General features: G+C 72.2%; 13 protein-coding genes and 1 pseudogene. 8 read left to right on the forward strand and 6 right to left on the reverse strand.

Going from position 1 to position 17,212, the window contains the following annotated elements; translation table 11 throughout:
* Positions 1–43: 43 nt before the first annotated feature.
* The 4 genes and pseudogenes from MXD57_RS11885 to ssd form a co-directional block, all read right to left on the reverse strand.
* Positions 44–829: a type II secretion system F family protein gene (locus MXD57_RS11885; protein WP_250401330.1), complete on the reverse strand. Its 786-nt coding sequence runs from the start codon at positions 827–829 to the stop codon at positions 44–46.
* Positions 826–1,689, reverse strand: coding sequence for a type II secretion system F family protein (locus tag MXD57_RS11890; protein ID WP_250401331.1), 864 nt, complete (start codon positions 1,687–1,689; stop codon positions 826–828). Before MXD57_RS11890 ends, MXD57_RS11885 begins: the two co-directional genes overlap by 4 nt.
* Positions 1,679–2,891: pseudogene (locus MXD57_RS11895) on the reverse strand (TadA family conjugal transfer-associated ATPase). Before MXD57_RS11895 ends, MXD57_RS11890 begins: the two are co-directional and overlap by 11 nt.
* Positions 2,888–3,997 (reverse strand): septum site-determining protein Ssd, encoded by a 1,110-nt coding sequence (gene ssd / locus MXD57_RS11900; protein ID WP_250401332.1) that lies wholly within the window; start codon positions 3,995–3,997, stop codon positions 2,888–2,890. Before ssd ends, MXD57_RS11895 begins: the two are co-directional and overlap by 4 nt.
* A 577-nt stretch (positions 3,998–4,574) precedes the next feature.
* Here ssd and MXD57_RS11905 point away from each other — a divergent pair.
* Complete coding sequence (locus MXD57_RS11905) at positions 4,575–5,411, forward strand: HAD family hydrolase (RefSeq protein ID WP_250401333.1); 837 nt, start codon at positions 4,575–4,577, stop codon at positions 5,409–5,411.
* A 359-nt stretch (positions 5,412–5,770) separates the two neighbouring features.
* Here MXD57_RS11905 and MXD57_RS11910 read toward each other — a convergent pair whose 3' ends face one another.
* The gene (locus MXD57_RS11910; RefSeq protein WP_250401334.1) at positions 5,771–6,595 is read right to left on the reverse strand and encodes a Fic family protein; all 825 of its coding nucleotides are present in this window, start codon (positions 6,593–6,595) and stop codon (positions 5,771–5,773) included.
* 100 nt (positions 6,596–6,695) lie between these two features.
* Here MXD57_RS11910 and MXD57_RS11915 point away from each other — a divergent pair, with 100 nt between their 5' ends.
* Entirely contained in the window at positions 6,696–7,676 is a 981-nt protein-coding gene (locus MXD57_RS11915; RefSeq protein ID WP_250401335.1) for a nucleotide-binding protein, read from the forward strand.
* Positions 7,677–7,679: 3 nt separating this feature from the next.
* On the opposite strand, the gene MXD57_RS11920 is transcribed toward MXD57_RS11915, so the two are convergent.
* Positions 7,680–8,945 carry a hypothetical protein gene (locus MXD57_RS11920; RefSeq protein WP_250401336.1) on the reverse strand — a complete coding sequence of 422 codons (1,266 nt, stop codon included), beginning with the start codon at positions 8,943–8,945 and terminating at the stop codon, positions 7,680–7,682.
* A gap of 338 nt (positions 8,946–9,283) precedes the next feature.
* On the opposite strand from MXD57_RS11920, the gene MXD57_RS11925 reads away from it, so the two are divergent.
* From MXD57_RS11925 to MXD57_RS11950, 6 genes are all read left to right on the forward strand, one after another.
* Entirely contained in the window at positions 9,284–11,632 is a 2,349-nt protein-coding gene (locus MXD57_RS11925) for a bifunctional SulP family inorganic anion transporter/carbonic anhydrase (protein ID WP_250401337.1), read from the forward strand.
* A gap of 117 nt (positions 11,633–11,749) precedes the next feature.
* On the forward strand, positions 11,750–13,705 hold the full coding sequence (gene acs / locus MXD57_RS11930) for an acetate--CoA ligase (RefSeq protein ID WP_250401338.1): 1,956 nt from the start codon (positions 11,750–11,752) through the stop codon (positions 13,703–13,705).
* 241 nt (positions 13,706–13,946) lie between these two features.
* Entirely contained in the window at positions 13,947–15,359 is a 1,413-nt protein-coding gene (gene nhaA, locus MXD57_RS11935; protein WP_250401339.1) for a Na+/H+ antiporter NhaA, read from the forward strand.
* A 116-nt stretch (positions 15,360–15,475) separates the two neighbouring features.
* Entirely contained in the window at positions 15,476–15,964 is a 489-nt protein-coding gene (locus tag MXD57_RS11940; RefSeq protein WP_250401340.1) for a phage holin family protein, read from the forward strand.
* Positions 15,961–16,896, forward strand: coding sequence for an alpha/beta fold hydrolase (locus MXD57_RS11945; protein ID WP_250401341.1), 936 nt, complete (start codon positions 15,961–15,963; stop codon positions 16,894–16,896). The genes MXD57_RS11940 and MXD57_RS11945 overlap by 4 nt, the downstream gene beginning before the upstream one ends.
* Positions 16,897–17,023: 127 nt before the next feature.
* Positions 17,024–17,203 carry a hypothetical protein gene (locus MXD57_RS11950; protein WP_143629697.1) on the forward strand — a complete coding sequence of 60 codons (180 nt, stop codon included), beginning with the start codon at positions 17,024–17,026 and terminating at the stop codon, positions 17,201–17,203.
* Positions 17,204–17,212: the final 9 nt, after the last annotated feature.

A 17,212-nucleotide genomic window follows, 5' to 3' on the forward strand; every position in this document is an offset into this window, starting at 1 on the left:
TCACCGGCACCGCGTCACACGCGGGCCGCCTCCGTCGTCCCCGTCAGCCGCCACCCCCTCCCATCACGCCGCCCGCCAGCCCGATCACCACCGGCAGCACACCGATCGCGATGAAGGCGGGCAGGAAGCACAGTCCGACCGGCGCGGAGACCAGCACGCCCGCCCGGCGTGCCCGGGCCGTGGCCGCTCTGGCCCACTCGGCCCGCGCGTCGGAGGCGAGCCGGGCCACGGGACCGGCGGCGGGCAGACCCGACTCGTCGGCCCGTGCCAGCAGCCGGGCCAGCGGCCCGGCGCCGGGCAGACCGGCCAACCGGCGCCACGCGTCGCGGGGTTCACCACCGAGCCGCACTTCGGCCGCGCCGCGGTCCAGTGCGTCCCCGACGGGCCCGCCGAGGGCCTCGCCCACCGCCTGAGCGGCGATCACCGGACCGGCACCGGCCGCGATGCACGCGGCCAGCAGCTCCGCGGCGAGGGGGAGTTGGCGGGCGGCGAGCGCTCCGTCGACCTCCTCCGCCGGGTCCGCCTCCGACCGCCGCAGGCGCCGGCGCCACAGCCCCGCGCCGACGGCGAGCGCCACCACCGCTCCTGCCGCGCCGCCGACCAGCACCCACGCCCCGCACATCGCCCCCACGACCGGCAGCCATCGCCGCACCGTGTCCCCGACCTCGAAGCGCGGGCCGGGCCGGGCCTGCACCGGGGCCAACAGGTCCGCTGCCCTGCGTCGCGCCCGGCGCCGCCTCCGGGCCATGAACAGCCGTCGAACCGCCCAGCCCGCGCCGAGCAGGACCATCAGGCCCGCCCCCAGCCTGTGCACGACCTCACCGCTCATAGCGCCTCCGCTCCCCGTACGATCCGTCCCGCCCACCACACCCCGGCACCCTCGAACACCGCTCCGGCCACCAGGCAGCCCAGTCCGGCCCCGCTGTGCAGCAGCACCCTCAGTGGGTCGGCGCCCATGGCCGAGCCCAGCAGCAGCCCGAGGGCGGGCAGCGCGGCGAGCAGCAGCGCCGTCGCCCGGGCACCGGAGAGCTGGGCCCGCAGGTCCGCCCGTTGGTCCCGCTCGGCGCGCAGGGCCCCGTCCAGCCGGTCGAGGCCGTCCGCGAGACCCGCGCCCTGATCCACGGCGACCCGCCAGCAGGCGGCGAGGCCCAGCAGTCCCTCGGCACCCGGCTGCCGGGCCGCGACGGCCAGCGCGCCCGGCACGTCGCCGCCGAACCGAGCCGCCGCGACCACGCCGTCCCGCGCCGTCCCGAGCCCGCCGGAGTCCCGAGCGGCCCTGAGCAGTGCCTCACCGGGCTGCCGTCCCGCGCGGAGTTCCCCGGCCAGCGCCCCGCACAGGCCGATCACCGCGTCAGCACGCCGCTCCCTGGCCCGTCCGGCCTGCCGGACCAGCCGTGTCCTGCGGAGCACCGGCACCCCGGCCGCCCCCGCGACGACGGGAATCAGCGAGGCACCCAGCAGGGCGAGCAGCAGCCCGGCCGCGAGCGACCACCACTCGGGCCGCAACCGGCCCCGCAGCCGACGCAGCTCACCGACTCCCCGGTCCCAGGGCGACGGGCCGGCCGCCACCCCCGCGCCCCCGGCCAGCAGCAGCCTCGCGCGCCGCACCCCTTGATGCCGTCCGCCCAGCAGCCAGGCCGCCACCCCGACACAGGCCGCCGCCGCGGCCGTCGACGCCTCAGTGCTCACTTCCCCCGCTCCTCTCGTCCCGCGCGCTCCCGGACCCGTCGCCCAGCAGCTCCCGCAGCCGCTCCCAGCCCCGCTCCCGGGTGAAGGCCCGCACCCCCCAGCGCAACGCCGGTACCGTCCGCACCAGCCCCGAGACGTCCCGCTCCAGCACGTGCACCTCGGCGATCCTCCGCCGCCCGGACCGGTCCCTCACGAGATGGAGCACCACGGACAGCGCGGCCGCCAACTGGCTGTGCAGAGCCGCCCGGTCCAGCCCGGCCGCCGTACCGAGCGCCTCCAGGCGGGCGGGCACGTCGGCGGCGGCGTTGGCGTGCACGGTCCCGCAGCCCTCGTGACCGGTGTTGAGCGCGGCCAGCAGGTGCACCACCTCGGGCCCCCGCACCTCGCCGATGACCAGCCGGTCCGGCCGCATTCGCAGCGCCTGGCGTACGAGGTCCTCCAGGGTCACGAGGCCGGCACCCTCCTGGTTGGCCGGCCGGGTCTCCAGCCGTACGACGTGCGGGTGGTCCGGTCTCAGCTCCGCCGAGTCCTCGGCGAGCACGATCCGTTCACCGGGCTCGACCAGGCCCAGCAGCGCGCTCAGCAGAGTCGTCTTGCCGCTGCCGGTGCCTCCGCTGACGAGGAAGGACAGCCCGGCGGCGAGCAGCGCCCGCAGGATCCGGTCACCGCCGGGCGGCACGGTGCCCGCCTCCACCAGTTCCGCGAGCGTGAACGCCCGGGGCCGCATGACGCGCAGGGACAGGCAGGTGCAGCCGACGGCCACCGGGGGCAGTACGGCGTGCAGCCGGGTCCCGTCGGGCAGCCTGGCGTCGGCCCAGGGACGGGCGTCGTCCAGCCGGCGCCCGGCCACGGCGGCCAGCCGCTGCGCGAGACGCCGGACGGCCGCCGTGTCCGGGAAGGCCACCGGGGTCAGCTCCAGGCCGCCGCCGCGGTCCACCCACACCCGGTCGGGGGCGGACACCAGGACGTCGGTGACGCTCGGATCGGCCAGCAGCGGCTCCAGAGGGCCGGTTCCGACGAGTTCCGAGCGGAGCTGCTCGGCCGCGCCGAGCACTTCGGCGTCGCCGAGGACCCGGCCCTGTTCGCGCAGTGCCTGGGCGACGCGCTGCCGGAGTCGGTTCGGCGCCGCTCTCTGCCAGCCGGCGGCGGACCCCGTCCAGCAGGGCCGTGACGTCGGCCCGGTCGAGTCCGGGCAGTGTCATCGGGGCCCTCCCGTCTCGACCAGCGCCTGTTCCCAGAAGGTGGCGCAGAAACGGGCCAGCGGGCCGCGGCCGGTCGCGGCGGGCGGCCCAGGGGTGCCGTGCGCGCGCTCCAGGGCCGGTTCGACGGGCACCTCGCCGGCCAGGGGCAGGCCGAGCAGCCGTGCGACCTCACGGTCGTCGAGGCCGGGCGCGTAGGGCCCTCGCACCGCCACCCGCAGGTCCCGCACGACCATGCCGAGCGCCGAGGCGACCCGGCCGGCGGCCGCGACCGCCCGCAGCTCGGCCGGGACGACGAGCAGCGCCAGGTCGAGCTGCGCGAGGGCTTCGGCGACCCCGTCGTCCAGGCGGCGCGGGAGGTCGACGACGACCGTGCCGCCGCGCCGCCGGGCGGCGGCGAGCACCGCGCGGACGGCCTGGGCCGGAACGGACACGCAGTCGCCGCGGTCCCAGCTGAGCACCCGCAGCGAGTGCAACCGGGGCAGTGACTCCTCCAGCGCGCCGCCTCCGACCCGTCCCCGGCGGGAGGCGGCGAAGGCGGGCCAGCGCAGTCCCTCGGCGCTCTCCCCGCCGAGGAGCACGTCGAGTCCGCCGCCCAGCGGATCAGCGTCGACGAGGAGGGTGCGCAGCCCCTCGCGGGCGGAGGTGACGGCGAGGGCGCAGGCCAGCGTGGAGGCGCCGGCCCCGCCACGGCCGCCGACCACCCCGACGGTCAGCGCCGGGCGTCCGACGCCTTCGGCGACGTCGGCGATGCGGTCGACCAGCCACTGCTCGCCGTCGGGCAGCATCAGGACGTGGTCGGCGCCGATCTGCACGGCCCTTCTCCACACCCCGGAGTCGTCCTGGTCACGGCCGACCAGCACCACTCCGCGCCGGCGGGCCGCTCCGCGCAGCCGGTGGGCCGCGTCGTCGCCGACCAGGACGAGCGGCGCCGCTTCCCAGCCACCGCCGTGATCGGGCGCACCGTGATGCACCTCGGGCGTGGCTCCCGCGGCCGCGCACAGGCGCAGCAGATCGTCCAGGAGATCGGCGTCCTCGGTGACGATGAGCGGCCGTCCCGGAGGGCCTGCGGTGGCCGGTGACGGGTCGTGGGCGACGGTTCCGGTCATGTGTGCTCCCCCTTCCCATGTCCTGCGCGGCCTCGATGGCCCCGCGATTCCAATAGCGGTGAAGAACCGGCAAGCGGCGCTCTTTGCGGAGCGACAGAATCCGGCCATAGGCACTCCGGCAATCGGAACCGGCCATGAACTCGCAGCCGTCGGAGCGCGTGGGAATCACGGTGCAGCGATCCGGGAAATCGTGTGGATCTTGGTGGAAATCCGTGGACAACTCAGGGGTTGTGAATATCGCCATCACCCATACCGGTGACCTTCGCGGCGATCTCTCGACGACTTCCACAGAGCAGCGCAGCCATTACTCTCCGTTACCAAAAGTGGGCATGGCGCGGCGGGGCCGGCTCGGCGCGGGAGCGGCCCACGGGCATGTTGAAAAGAAGAGAAAACCCACCCGGACATGCGACGACCCCCGCCGGGGGGGAGAGCGGGGGTCGTCCCCACGGCCGACTCGGGGGGGGAGGAGTCGGACCGGGTTAGCACGGTCGCGAACGATCCGTGACTTCCATGGTGTACCCGAGAGCCTTCTCAGGCAAACCCACACGCCCCACCTTACGCCGAATGGTGGGCGCCTATGCTCGGGGGCGTGGAAAACCACTCCTTGCCCCGCGCGGCGGCCTTCTTCGACCTGGACAAGACGGTCATTGCGAAGTCGAGCACGCTCACCTTCAGCAAGTCCTTCTACCAGGGTGGCCTGATCAACCGCAGGGCCGCGCTGCGTACCGCGTACGCCCAGTTCGTCTTCCTGGCCGGCGGCCTCGACCACGATCAGATGGAGCGGATGCGCCAGTACCTGTCCGCGATGTGCCGAGGCTGGAACGTCCAGCAGGTGAAGGAGATCGTCGCCGAGACCCTGCACGCCCTGATCGACCCGATCATCTACGACGAGGCCGCCTCCCTCATCGAGGAGCACCACACGGCCGGACGCGACGTGGTGATCGTGTCCACTTCGGGCGCCGAGGTGGTCGAGCCGATCGGGGAGCTGCTGGGTGCCGACCGCGTGGTGGCCACGCGCATGGTGGTGGGCGACGACGGCTGCTTCACCGGGGAGGTGGAGTACTACGCGTACGGCCCGACCAAGGCCGAGGCCGTCCGGGAGCTGGCCGCGTCCGAGGGGTACGACCTGGACCGCTGCTACGCCTACAGCGACTCGGCGACCGACCTTCCCATGCTGCAGGCGGTCGGACACCCGCACGCGGTCAACCCGGACCGCGCGCTGCGCCGCGAGGCGGTCGCCCGCGGATGGCCGGTCATGGAGTTCGCCCGGCCGGTCCGGCTCAAGCAGCGACTGCCCGGATTCTCCGTACCGCCCCGCCCGGCCCTCGTCGCGGCGGCGGCCGTCGGAGCGGCGGCCGCGACCGCGGGGCTCGTCTGGTACGCGAGCCGGCGCCGGAGCTCCGCCACATCCTGACCGTTTCACGCCGTTTGAACCTGAAAGTAAAGATGTGCGAGCAGGGGTTCCGCTTGCTCCGGGCGTGCAGTAGAAAGGTTTCAGGCCCGCGAGACCACAGGACATCCGTGAGGATCCCCTACTGCTACGCACCTGGCCCCACGGACCCAGCATGATCACCGGGCACCCACGCGACGTCGACCCGTCGATTACGGGCCAGCCGCACCAGGTGACGGGCAAAGTCCCCGACCTGATGGGCACATATCGAGGACGCTTGGTAACCCGGTGAGCGTGCCAGCGGCGGTACGAGAACTCGTACCGCCGCAACCCTGTCCGGCCCCCTTTCCGGGGGCCTTTCGCGTGCGCCCGCCGCTCGGCGCTCAGGCGGCCCCGCGCTGCAGCGCCTCGCAGACGGCGGTGGACTCGCGCGCTCCGAGTTCGGCCGCACGGCCGCAGTGGGCGATCCAGGCCGCCATGCCCGCGGGAGTGCCGGAGACGTACCCGTCGAGCGCGGCCAGGTACGAGGCGCGGCCCAGCTCGGCATGGCCCGCCTCGGCCGGGCAGACCGCCTTTGGGTCGAGACCGCTGCCGATCAGGACGATCCGCTCGGCCGCGCGCGCGACCAGGCCGTTGTGCGAGGTGAAGGGGCGCAGCGCGAGCAGTTCGCCGTGCACCGCCGCCGCGGTGACCAGCGCCGGCGCCGAGGAGCCCGTGATGATCAGGTCCGCCAGGCCCTCCAGCCGGCCCGACATCTCCCGGGCGTCCGGCAGCGGCAGCTCGAGCAGGGGCTCGTCGACCGGCTCGCCCGCCCGGCGCGGACGGCCGACCTCGTCGCCCTGGGTCGCGGCGGCCACGAGATGGAGCCGGGCCAGCACCCGCAGGGGCGACTGCCGCCAGATGGACAGCAACTGCCCCGCCTCGGCCGTCAGCCTGAGCGCCGCGCCGATGACCAGGGCCTCCGCGTCGGCACCGAAGTCGGAACGCCGCCGTACCTCCTCAAGGGCCCAGTCGGCGCCGGACAGCGCCGCGGAGCCGCGTGCCCCGCGCAGGGCGGCCTCGGAGGTGATCTCGTTGCTGCGGCGACGCATGATCCGGTGCCCGTAGACCCGGTCCACGGCCTTGCGCATGGACTCCACGGACTCGGCCACACCGGGCAGCGAGCCCAGGGCCGCGAGCGGATCGGCGGTCGCGCCTGTCGTACTCATGAGTACGACACTACGCACCCCACCGGCCCGCCCCACGAAGGAGTGGTCTTCTTCACTACTCCGGACACATTCAGCGACGACTTCACTACTGTTGGTGAACATGAAAATTGCTTTCGTCGGGAAGGGCGGCAGCGGCAAGACCACGCTCTCCTCCCTCTTCATCCGCCATCTCGTGGCCGCCGGCGCCCCGGTGCTCGCCATCGACGCCGACATCAACCAGCACCTCGGACCGGCGCTCGGCCTCGACGAGGCCCAGGCGGCCTCGCTGCCCGCGATGGGCGAGCGGCTGTCGCTGATCAAGGACCATCTGCGCGGCTCCAACCCACGCATCGCCTCCGCCGCGACGATGATCAAGACGACCCCGCCCGGCGCCGGTTCGCGGCTGGTGGGGGTGCGGGAACCGAACGCGGTGTACGACGCCTGCGCGAGCCCGGTGGAACTCGACGGCGGCGCCGTCCGTTTGATGGTCACCGGCCCTTTCACGGACGCCGACCTGGGAGTCGCCTGCTACCACTCCAAGACGGGAGCGGTGGAGCTGTTCCTGAACCACCTCGTCGACGGCCCCGACGAGTACGTCGTGGTCGACATGACGGCGGGTTCGGACTCCTTCGCCTCCGGCCTGTTCACCCGCTTCGACATGACGTTCCTCGTCGCCGAACCGACTCGCAAGGGGGTCTCCGTCTACCGCCAGTACAAGGAGTACGCCCGCGACTTCGACGTGGCCCTGAAGGTCGTCGGCAACAAGATCCAGGGGCAGGACGACATCGACTTCCTCCGCGCGGAGACCGGTGACGACCTGCTCGCGACCGTCGGGCACTCGGACTGGGTGCGTGCCATGGAGAAGGGGCGTCCGCCCCGGTTCGGTCTGCTGGAGGAGGCCAACGTCCGCGCGCTGCGGACCCTCCGGGCCGCCGCCGACGCCACGTACGAACGACGCGACTGGGAGCGCTACACACGGCAGATGGCCCACTTCCACCTGCGGAACGCGGAGGCCTGGGGCAACGAGCGCACCGGGGTCGACCTGGCGGCGCAGATCGACCCCGGGTTCGTGCTCGGCGAGGGCCTGGCGGCCCCGGTATGACGCCTACTGCTTGACCGCCGGCGCCCCGGGGACACCCTTGGGGGCCGGGGCGGGGCGACCGGACAGGAGGGACGCCCAGCCCTGCCGGGGCGCCTCGCCCACCTTCAGGGTGCGCAGCTCGGCCAGCGCCCGCGGGTCCTGCGCGTCCAGCCAGTCGGCGAGTTGACGGAAGGAGACACAGCGCACCTCGGGCTTGTTGCACACCTCCTTCACCACCTCGTCGACGGCGCGCATGTAGGTGCCGCCGTTCCACGACTCGAAGTGGTTGCCGATGATCATGGGTGCGCGGTTGCCGTCGTAGGCCCGGTAGAAGCCCTTGAGGAGTCCGTCACGCATCTGGTCGCCCCAGTAGTCGTACATGTCGGGGTCGCCCTGGGTCTTGGTGCCGGACTGGTTGACCATGAAGTTGTAGTCCATGGTCAACTGCTCGTAGGTGTGCCCCGGGAAGGGCACCAACTGCATCGAGAGGTCCCACAGGCCGTCCTTCTTCTCGGGCCAGACCTGGTCGTCGACTCCACTGGAGTCGTACCGGAAGCCCAGTTGACGAGCCGCCTTCCTGAAGTTCTTCTGCCCTTCCAGGCAGGGAGTGCGGCCGCCGATCAGCTCCTTGTCGTAGTCGAAGGGCAGCGGAGCCGCCTTCTTCATGCCGGTATTGGTCCGCCAGGTCCTCACGAACTCCTTGGCCTGGGCGATCTCGCTCTTCCACTCGTTCACCGACCACTCGCCGACGCCGCCGTCGGGGCCGCAGAAGTGGCCGTTGAAGTGGGTGCCGATCTCATTGCCCTCGAGCCAGGCCAGCCGAACCTGCTTGAGCGTGTCGGAGATTCCCTGAGCGTCGTTGAAGCCGATCTCCGAGCTCCCCGGGGCGTGTTGGGGCGGTCGGTACAGCTCGCGTTTCTCCTCCGGCAGCAGGTACACGCCGCTGAGGAAGTACGTCATCGTCGCGTTGTTCTCCTTGGAGACCTTGCGGAAGTGGGAGAACAGCTTCTGGCTGTCCTCCCCCGCGCCGTCCCACGAGAACACCACGAACTGAGGAGGTTTCTGACCGGGCTTGAGCCGCTCGGGGACGGGCAGGTGCGGCTGCCCGCCGGTGTACGCGGTGGACCCGTCGCCGATCAGACGGAGCACGCTGTTGGGCGCCGGAGCCCCTTGCCGCGGGCCGGACGCTCCTTCCTTCGGGCCGTTGCCGCCGGATGAGCACCCGGCCAGCGACGCGGTACAGGCCGCGGCGACCATGGCGCCCACGGCGATCCTCTGGGTGGCGGCCATCTTCCGCCCCACCTTCTTCCTTCTCTCAGGCAAACGCTGATGAGGGCGTTTTCAGGTGATGTGCCGGGTTGTGCCGACAGCGCCGCCAAGGTCGCACGGGCCCGAGAAGGAATTAGTACGACAAGCCGATGAAATGATCGGTTCGCCCGTATAGGTGATGCTTTACACCATTTGCGAATAAAAGCTATGCATGACCTTTACTCTCCATTACGGTTCATTTACGAAGCGTTGATCTCATCCCGCCACCGCACGCCGTGAACCCACCCCCGCGACCGAGCCCCCGCACCCACGGGGAGCAACCCCGTACGCGACCGCGCCACCCTGGAGGAGACGGGACCTTGACCGCATGCGCGCCCACCCACACCCAGCACCCCCACCCGCCGCACAGCCCGCCCCCGACCCCGCGTCGCCGCCTCGTCCAGGGCGCCGACCTGTCCGCGTCCATCGCGGTCTTCCTGATCGCTCTGCCCCTGTCCCTCGGCATCGCCCTGGCGACCGGCGCCCCGCTCCAGGCCGGGCTGGTCGCCGCCGCGGTCGGCGGACTGGTCGCCGGCCGCCTCGGCGGCTGCCCGCTGCAGGTCAGCGGCCCCGCCGCCGGGCTCACAGTGGTCACCGCCGACCTGATCCACCGCTACGGCTGGCGGACCACCTGCGGCATCACCGTCCTCGCCGGCCTCGCCCAACTGGGCCTGGGCTTCCTGCGCGTGGCCCGCGGCGCGCTCGCCGTGAGCCCGGCCGTGGTGCACGGCATGCTCGCCGGCATCGGGGTCACCATCGCCGTCGCTCAGCTGCACATCGTCCTCGGCGGCAGTCCGGACAGCTCCGTCCTGGCCAACCTGCGCGCCCTGCCGGCCCAACTGGCCGACCTGGACCCGGCCGCCGTGTCGACGAGCGCGCTGACCCTGACCCTGCTGCTGGCCTGGCCACGCGTCCCCGGTCGCTTCGGGCCGCTGCTGCGCAGGGTGCCGGCCGCCCTGGTGGCCGTCACCGGAGCCACCGTCACCGCCGCACTGACCGGCCTGGTGCTGCCCCGGGTCGACCTGCCGTCCTGGAGCAGCCACGCGCTGGCCGGACTGCCCGAGGGCCCGGGGCTCGGCGTCGCCGCGGCCGTACTCACGACCACCCTGGTGTGCAGCGTGCAGTCGCTGCTCGGCGCCGTCGCCGTGGACAAGCTGGTCTCCGCCAGGCCCGGGCCCCAGGCCCATGTCGGGCGCTCGGACCTCGACCGCGAACTGCTCGGCCAGGGCACCGCCAACATCGTCTCGGGCGCGCTCGGCGGACTGCCGGTGGCGGGGGTGGCCGTGCGGAGCACGGCGAATGTGAACTCGGGTGCGGTGAGCCGGAACTCCACGATGCTGCACGGCGGTTTCGTAGTGGTCGCCGCACTGCTGATGGTCCCGGTCCTGGAGTGGATCCCGCTCGCCTCGCTCGCCGCCCTGGTGATGGCCGTCGGCATCCAGATGGTGTCCCTCAACCACATCCGCACGGTGACCCGCCACCGTGAAGTGCTGGTGTACGCCGCCACCACACTCGGCGTGGTGGTCTTCGGCGTCCTGGAGGGCGTGGCCCTCGGGGTGGCCGTGGCGGTCGCCCTCGCGCTGCACCGCCTCACCCACACCCGTATCACGCACACCCAGGAGGAAGGAGTCCATCACGTACGTGTACGTGGCCAGTTGACGTTCCTCGCCGTGCCCCGGCTCAGCAGAGCCCTGCATCTCGTGCCCCAGGGCGTGCACGCGGTCGTGGAGCTGGACGGCTCGTTCATGGACCACGCGGCCTACGAGTCGCTGCAGGACTGGCAGAACACGCACACCGCTCGGGGCGGAACCGCCGAGCTGACCGGGCGGCGCGCCGGAGTCCGCCCGTCGGACACCGGCCCGTCCGCGGGGTGCCGGTGCCGGCCCTGGACGCCGTGGCGCAACCACCAGGGCTGCTTCGCACAGGTGCCCGCCGCGCCCGACTCCCATGAACTCGCCCGGGGCATCAGCTCGTTCCAGCGCAACACCGCCCCGCTGGTGCGCGAGGAGCTGGCACGGCTCGCCCGGGAGGGGCAGCGGCCCTCGCAGCTCTTCCTCACCTGCGCCGACTCCCGGCTGGTCACCTCGATGATCACGTCGAGCGGCCCGGGTGACCTGTTCGTCGTCCGCAACGTCGGCAACCTGGTGCCGCCGCCGGGCGAGGAGCACGGGGACCACTCGGTGGCGGCCGCCATCGAGTACGCGGTGGACGTCCTCGGGGTGCGGTCGATCACGGTGTGCGGACACTCCGGGTGCGGGGCCATGCAGGCGCTGCTGAGCGCCGAGCCCGGCGGCGCGACGGCCCCGCTGAAGCGGTGGCTCGGGCACGGACGGCCGAGCCTGGACCGGATGGCCGGCGATCACCGCGACCGGCCCCGGCTGGCCGGGCGGCAGCCCGCCGACGCAGTGGAGCAACTGTGCCTGACCAACGTGGTCCAGCAGCTCGAGCACCTGCGGGCGCACGACACGGTCGCCCGCGCCCTGGCGGCCGGTGCGCTGGAGCTGCACGGGATGTACTTCCACGTGGGCGAGGCGCAGGCCTACCTGCTCGACGGGAGCGGGGGCACCGGCGCGGTGTTCGGCCATGTGGAGGGAGCCACGGGAAGGGAGGCGGACGAGGAGGCCCAGGAGGAGACCGGGACGGCCCCCGAGCTGCGGAGTCCGGTTTGACCACCTAGCCGGTCGATAGGTCTAAACCAATTTGGCCGTCGACCCTTGTCATCGGACCCCCGCGTCTGATGAGCTGTGGCCTGGGACACAACGGACACCCTGGGAAAGGGAGATGTCGTGAGCAACGAAAGCCTGGCCAACCTCTTGAAGGAGGAGCGACGCTTCGCGCCGCCCGCCGACCTGGCCGCGAACGCCAACGTCGGGGCAGAGGCGTACGAACAGGCCAAGGCTGACAGGCTCGGCTTCTGGGCCGAGCAGGCCCGCCGGCTGACCTGGGCCAAGGAACCGTCCGAGACGCTGGACTGGTCGAACCCTCCGTTCGCGAAGTGGTTCAAGGACGGCGAGCTGAACGTCGCGTACAACTGCGTGGACCGGCATGTCGAGGCCGGACACGGCGACCGGGTCGCCATCCACTTCGAGGGTGAGCCCGGCGACAGCCGCTCGATCACCTACGCGGAGCTGAAGGACGAGGTCTCCAGGGCGGCCAACGCCCTGCTGGAGCTCGGTGTCCGCAAGGGCGACCGCGTCGCCATCTACATGCCGATGATCCCGGAGACCGCGATCGCGATGCTGGCCTCGGCCCGGATCGGCGCGGCCCACTCGGTCGTGTTCGGCGGCTTCTCGGCGGACGCGCTCGCCACCCGGATCCAGGACGCCGACGCCAAGGTCGTGATCACCTCCGACGGCGGCTACCGGCGCGGCAAGCCGTCCGCGCTCAAGCCGGCCGTGGACGAGGCGATCACCAAGGTCGACAACGTCGAGCACGTGCTGGTGGTGCGCCGCACCGGGCAGGACGTCGCCTGGGACGGCGAGCGGGACGTGTGGTGGCACGAGCTGGTGGACCGGCAGTCCGCCGAGCACACCCCGGAGGCGTTCGACGCGGAGCACCCGCTGTTCATCCTCTACACCTCGGGCACCACGGGGAAGCCGAAGGGCATCCTGCACACCTCCGGCGGCTACCTGACCCAGGTCGCGTACACGCACTGGGCGGTGTTCGACCTCAAGCCGGAGACGGACGTCTACTGGTGCACGGCGGACGTCGGCTGGGTCACCGGGCACTCGTACATCGTGTACGGGCCGCTGGCCAACGGCGCGACCCAGGTCATGTACGAGGGCACCCCGGACACCCCGCACCAGGGCCGCTTCTGGGAGATCGTGGAGAAGTACAGGGTCACGACCCTCTACACCGCGCCGACCGCGATCCGCACCTTCATGAAGTGGGGCGACGACATCCCCGCGCGGTTCGACCTGTCGTCCCTGCGGGTCCTCGGCTCCGTCGGCGAGCCGATCAACCCCGAGGCATGGGTCTGGTACCGAAAGCACATCGGCGCCGGCGCCACCCCGGTCGTGGACACCTGGTGGCAGACGGAGACCGGCGCGATGATGATCTCGCCGCTGCCGGGCGTCACGGAGGCCAAGCCCGGCTCGGCTCAGCGCCCGCTGCCCGGCATCAGCGCGACCGTGGTGGACGACGAGGCCAACGAGGTGCCCGACGGAGGCGGCGGCTACCTCGTGCTCACCGAGCCGTGGCCGTCGATGCTGCGCACCATCTGGGGCGACGACCAGCGGTTCATCGACACCTACTGGTCCCGCTTCGAGGGGAAGTACTTCGCCGGTGACGGCGCGAAGAGGGACGACGACGGGGACATCTGGCTGCTGGGCCGGGTGGACGACGTGATGCTGGTGTCCGGCCACAACATCTCCACCACCGAGGTGGAGTCGGCGCTGGTCTCGCACCCGTCGGTCGCCGAGGCGGCGGTCGTCGGCGCCGCCGACGAGACCACCGGGCAGGCGATCGTCGCCTTCGTCATCCTGCGCGGTTCGGCGTCCGAGGACGACAAGCTGATCGGCGCACTGCGCGACCACGTCGGCGCCACGCTCGGCCCCATCGCCAAGCCGAAGCGGATCCTGCCGGTGGCGGAACTGCCGAAGACCCGCTCCGGCAAGATCATGCGCCGGCTCCTGCGGGACGTCGCCGAGAACCGTCAGCTCGGTGACGTCACCACGCTGACCGACTCGACGGTCATGGACTTCATCCAGGCCAAGCTCCCGGGAGCGTCGAGCGAGGACTAGTGGGGACCGGACGGCGGGCGGCGGCCGCACCGCCCGCACGGCCGCGGGACCGACAGGAAGGGGCGCCCGGCGCGAACACGCCGGGCGCCCCTTTTGCGCTTAATGTTCATATCGTCGGATGCATCCCGCCGCAACCTTAGGTAATCTAAGCAAAGCTCGCCATGTGAAGAGCTCCAAGGTGCGCCGGGAAGTCTGGTCGGCATGTGCTCAGCCCTGCCCACCACACCCGGAGGTCTCCATCGTGGCCGCCCCTCGTGACACCACGCCCCCCACCTCGCGCACCGGCCGCAAGGCCCTCGGGCGCCTTTCGCTGCCCGAGCGGGCGGTGGTGGCGGACGCCCTGCGCGCCGAGACCGTGGGCGGCATCCTGCTCCTCGTCGCCGCCGTCACCGCGCTGATCTGGGCGAACATCCCGGCACTGCGCCACAGCTACGCATACGTCAGCGACTTCCACTTCGGCCCCGCGGCCGTCGGCCTGAACCTGTCCACGGCGCACTGGGCCGCGGACGGGCTGCTCGCCGTCTTCTTCTTCGTCGCCGGGATCGAGCTCAAGCGCGAACTCGTCGCCGGTGACCTGCGCGACCCCAGGGCCGCCGCGCTGCCGGTGGTGGCGGCGCTGTGCGGGATGGCCGTACCCGCCCTCGTCTACATCCTGACCGCCGTCGCCGGGCAGGGCTCCACCACGGGCTGGGCGGTGCCGACCGCCACCGACATCGCCTTCGCGCTGGCCGTCCTCGCCGTCATCGGCACCGCGCTGCCCAATGCCCTGCGCGCCTTCCTGCTGACGTTGGCGGTCGTCGACGACCTCTTCGCGATCCTGATCATCGCGATCTTCTTCACCGACCGGATCGACTTCGCCACCCTCGGCGGAGCCGTCGCCGGGCTGGTGGCCTTCTGGCTGCTGCTGCGCGCCGGAGTGCGCGGCTGGTACGTGTACGTTCCGCTGGCGCTCGTCATCTGGGCGCTGATGTACAACAGCGGCGTGCACGCCACCATCGCCGGCGTGGCGATGGGCCTGATGCTGCGCTGCACCACCCGCGAGGGCGAGGAGCGCTCGCCGGGCGAGCGCATCGAGCATCTGGTGCGGCCGCTGTCCGCCGGGCTCGCCGTACCGCTGTTCGCGCTGTTCAACGCCGGGGTGTCGGTGTCCGGAGGAGCGCTCGGGGACGTGTTCACCCGGCCCGAGACGCTCGGTGTGGTGCTCGGACTGGTCGTCGGCAAGGCTCTCGGCATCTTCGGCGGCACCTGGCTGACCGCGCGCTTCACCCGTGCCTCGCTCAACCAGGACCTCGCCTGGGCCGACGTCTTCGCGGTGTCCTCGCTCGCCGGGATCGGCTTCACCGTCTCGCTCCTCATCGGGGAACTGGCCTTCGACGGCGACCCGGCGCTCACCGACGAGGTGAAGGCGGCCGTCCTCGTCGGATCCCTGATCGCGGCCGTGTGCGCCACGGTGCTGCTGAAGATACGCAACGCCAGGTACCGCCGACTCTGCGAGGAGGAGGAGCGCGACGAGGACCAGGACGGCATCCCGGACGTCTACGAGCAGGACAACCCGGACTACCACCTGCGGATGGCGGAGATCCACGAGCGCAAGGCCGCCGCCCACCGGCGCACCGCCGCCGAGATGGCCGCGGCGCGCCACGGGCTTCAGTAAGTACCGGGCGGGGCAGGCGATGGGGGCGGCCGTCCGGCATGATCTGACGAGACGGTACAAAACAAGACGGCACACATGACGTCACACGGCACGCGAGACTTCAAAGGGAGAACGCGATGAGCGCACCCGACGGCAGCCCGGTCGGCGCCGAACGCAGCATCGGCCAGCTGTTCGCCTCGGCGACGACCGAGATGTCGGCGCTGGTGCACGACGAGATCGCGCTGGCCAAGGCCCAGCTGAAGCAGGACGTCAAGCGGGGGGCGACCAGCGGCGGCGCGTTCAGCGCGGCCGGCATGCTGCTCCTGTTCTCCCTGCCGATGCTCAACTTCGCTCTGGCGTACGGCATTCGGACCTGGAGCGGCTGGAACCTCGCGGTCTGCTTCCTGCTGTCCTTCGCGGCCAACGTGCTGGTCGCCGGCCTGCTCGCGCTCATCGGTGTGATGTTCGCCAAGAAGGCGAAGAAGAGCCAGGGCCCGCAGAAGGTCGCCGCCTCCGTGAAGGAGTCGGCGAGCGTCCTGCAGAACGCCAAGCCGCACCCGCGCCCCGAGCTGCCGCAGGACCGTGCGCCCCGGGCCATCGAAGCTGTGGCACGCTCGTCCTCATGACGGAACCCGCCGCGGCAGCGGCCGTACGGATCGACCTCCCCTCCGGGGAGAAGGTGACACACCGGGATGTCGCCGCCAACGGCGCACGGTTCCACATCGCCGAACTGGGCGACGGCCCCCTGGTGCTGCTGCTGCACGGTTTCCCCCAGTTCTGGTGGACCTGGCGCCACCAGCTCGTCGCGCTCGCCGACGCGGGCTACCGGGCCGTGGCGATGGACCTCCGGGGCGTCGGCGGCAGCGACCGCACCCCGCGCGGGTACGACCCCGCCAACCTCGCCCTGGACGTCACAGGGGTGATCCGCTCCCTGGGTGAGCCGGACGCCGCGCTGGTCGGACACGACCTGGGCGGCTATCTGGCGTGGACGGCGGCGGCGATGCGGCCCAAGCTGGTGCGCCGGCTGGCGGTCGTCTCGATGCCGCACCCCCGGCGCTGGCGTGCCGCGATGCTGCGGGACGCCCGGCAGACGGCGGCCGGCTCCTACATCTGGGGGTTCCAGCGGCCCTGGATCCCGGAGCGTCAACTGACCGCCGACGGCGGCGCGCTGGTGGGCCGGCTGATCCGGGAGTGGTCCGGACCGCGGTCGCCGGAGGACGAGGCCGTGGAGACGTACCGGCGGGCCATGTGCATCCCGTCGACCGCGCACTGCTCGATCGAGCCGTACCGCTGGCTGGTGCGTTCGCTGGTGCGCCCGGACGGCATCCAGTTCAACCGCAGGATGAAGCGGCCGGTGCGCGTGCCGACGCTGCATCTGCACGGTTCGCTGGACCCGGTGGCCCGGACGCGCAGCGCGGCCGGCTCGGGCGAGTACGTCGAAGCCCCCTACCGCTGGCGCCTGTTCGACGGGCTCGGGCACTTCCCGCACGAGGAGGACCCGGCGGCCTTCTCCGCGGAGCTGGTCAACTGGCTGCAGGATCCCGAACCTGACCGGTGAGGGGGCGGGCGCGGCCCGCCCCCGACCCTGAACACCTGTTCCCCGAACGGCCACATGCCTGACGCATAGGCCAATTGGGGGGCGCGGAAGCGGTTATCGACCTTCCGACGGGGGCAGACGTCGGGGTATGGGCTGGACGCACGACTACAGTGACGCACCCCGCAACCGCCGCTCGGCCTCCGGGCTGAGCTCCCCGCAGCGAGGCACTCCGCAGCTCGCGGAGGCGGATCTCAGGGTGGGTATTCCGCGTATCCTGCGACGCCGTGCCCGCTGGGTCTCGGTACGTCTGCGTCACCCGCGCGGCTGATCCGCCGCC

It is taken from the genome of Streptomyces cellostaticus (assembly GCF_023630175.1).
Lineage (GTDB): Bacteria > Actinomycetota > Actinomycetes > Streptomycetales > Streptomycetaceae > Streptomyces > Streptomyces cellostaticus_A.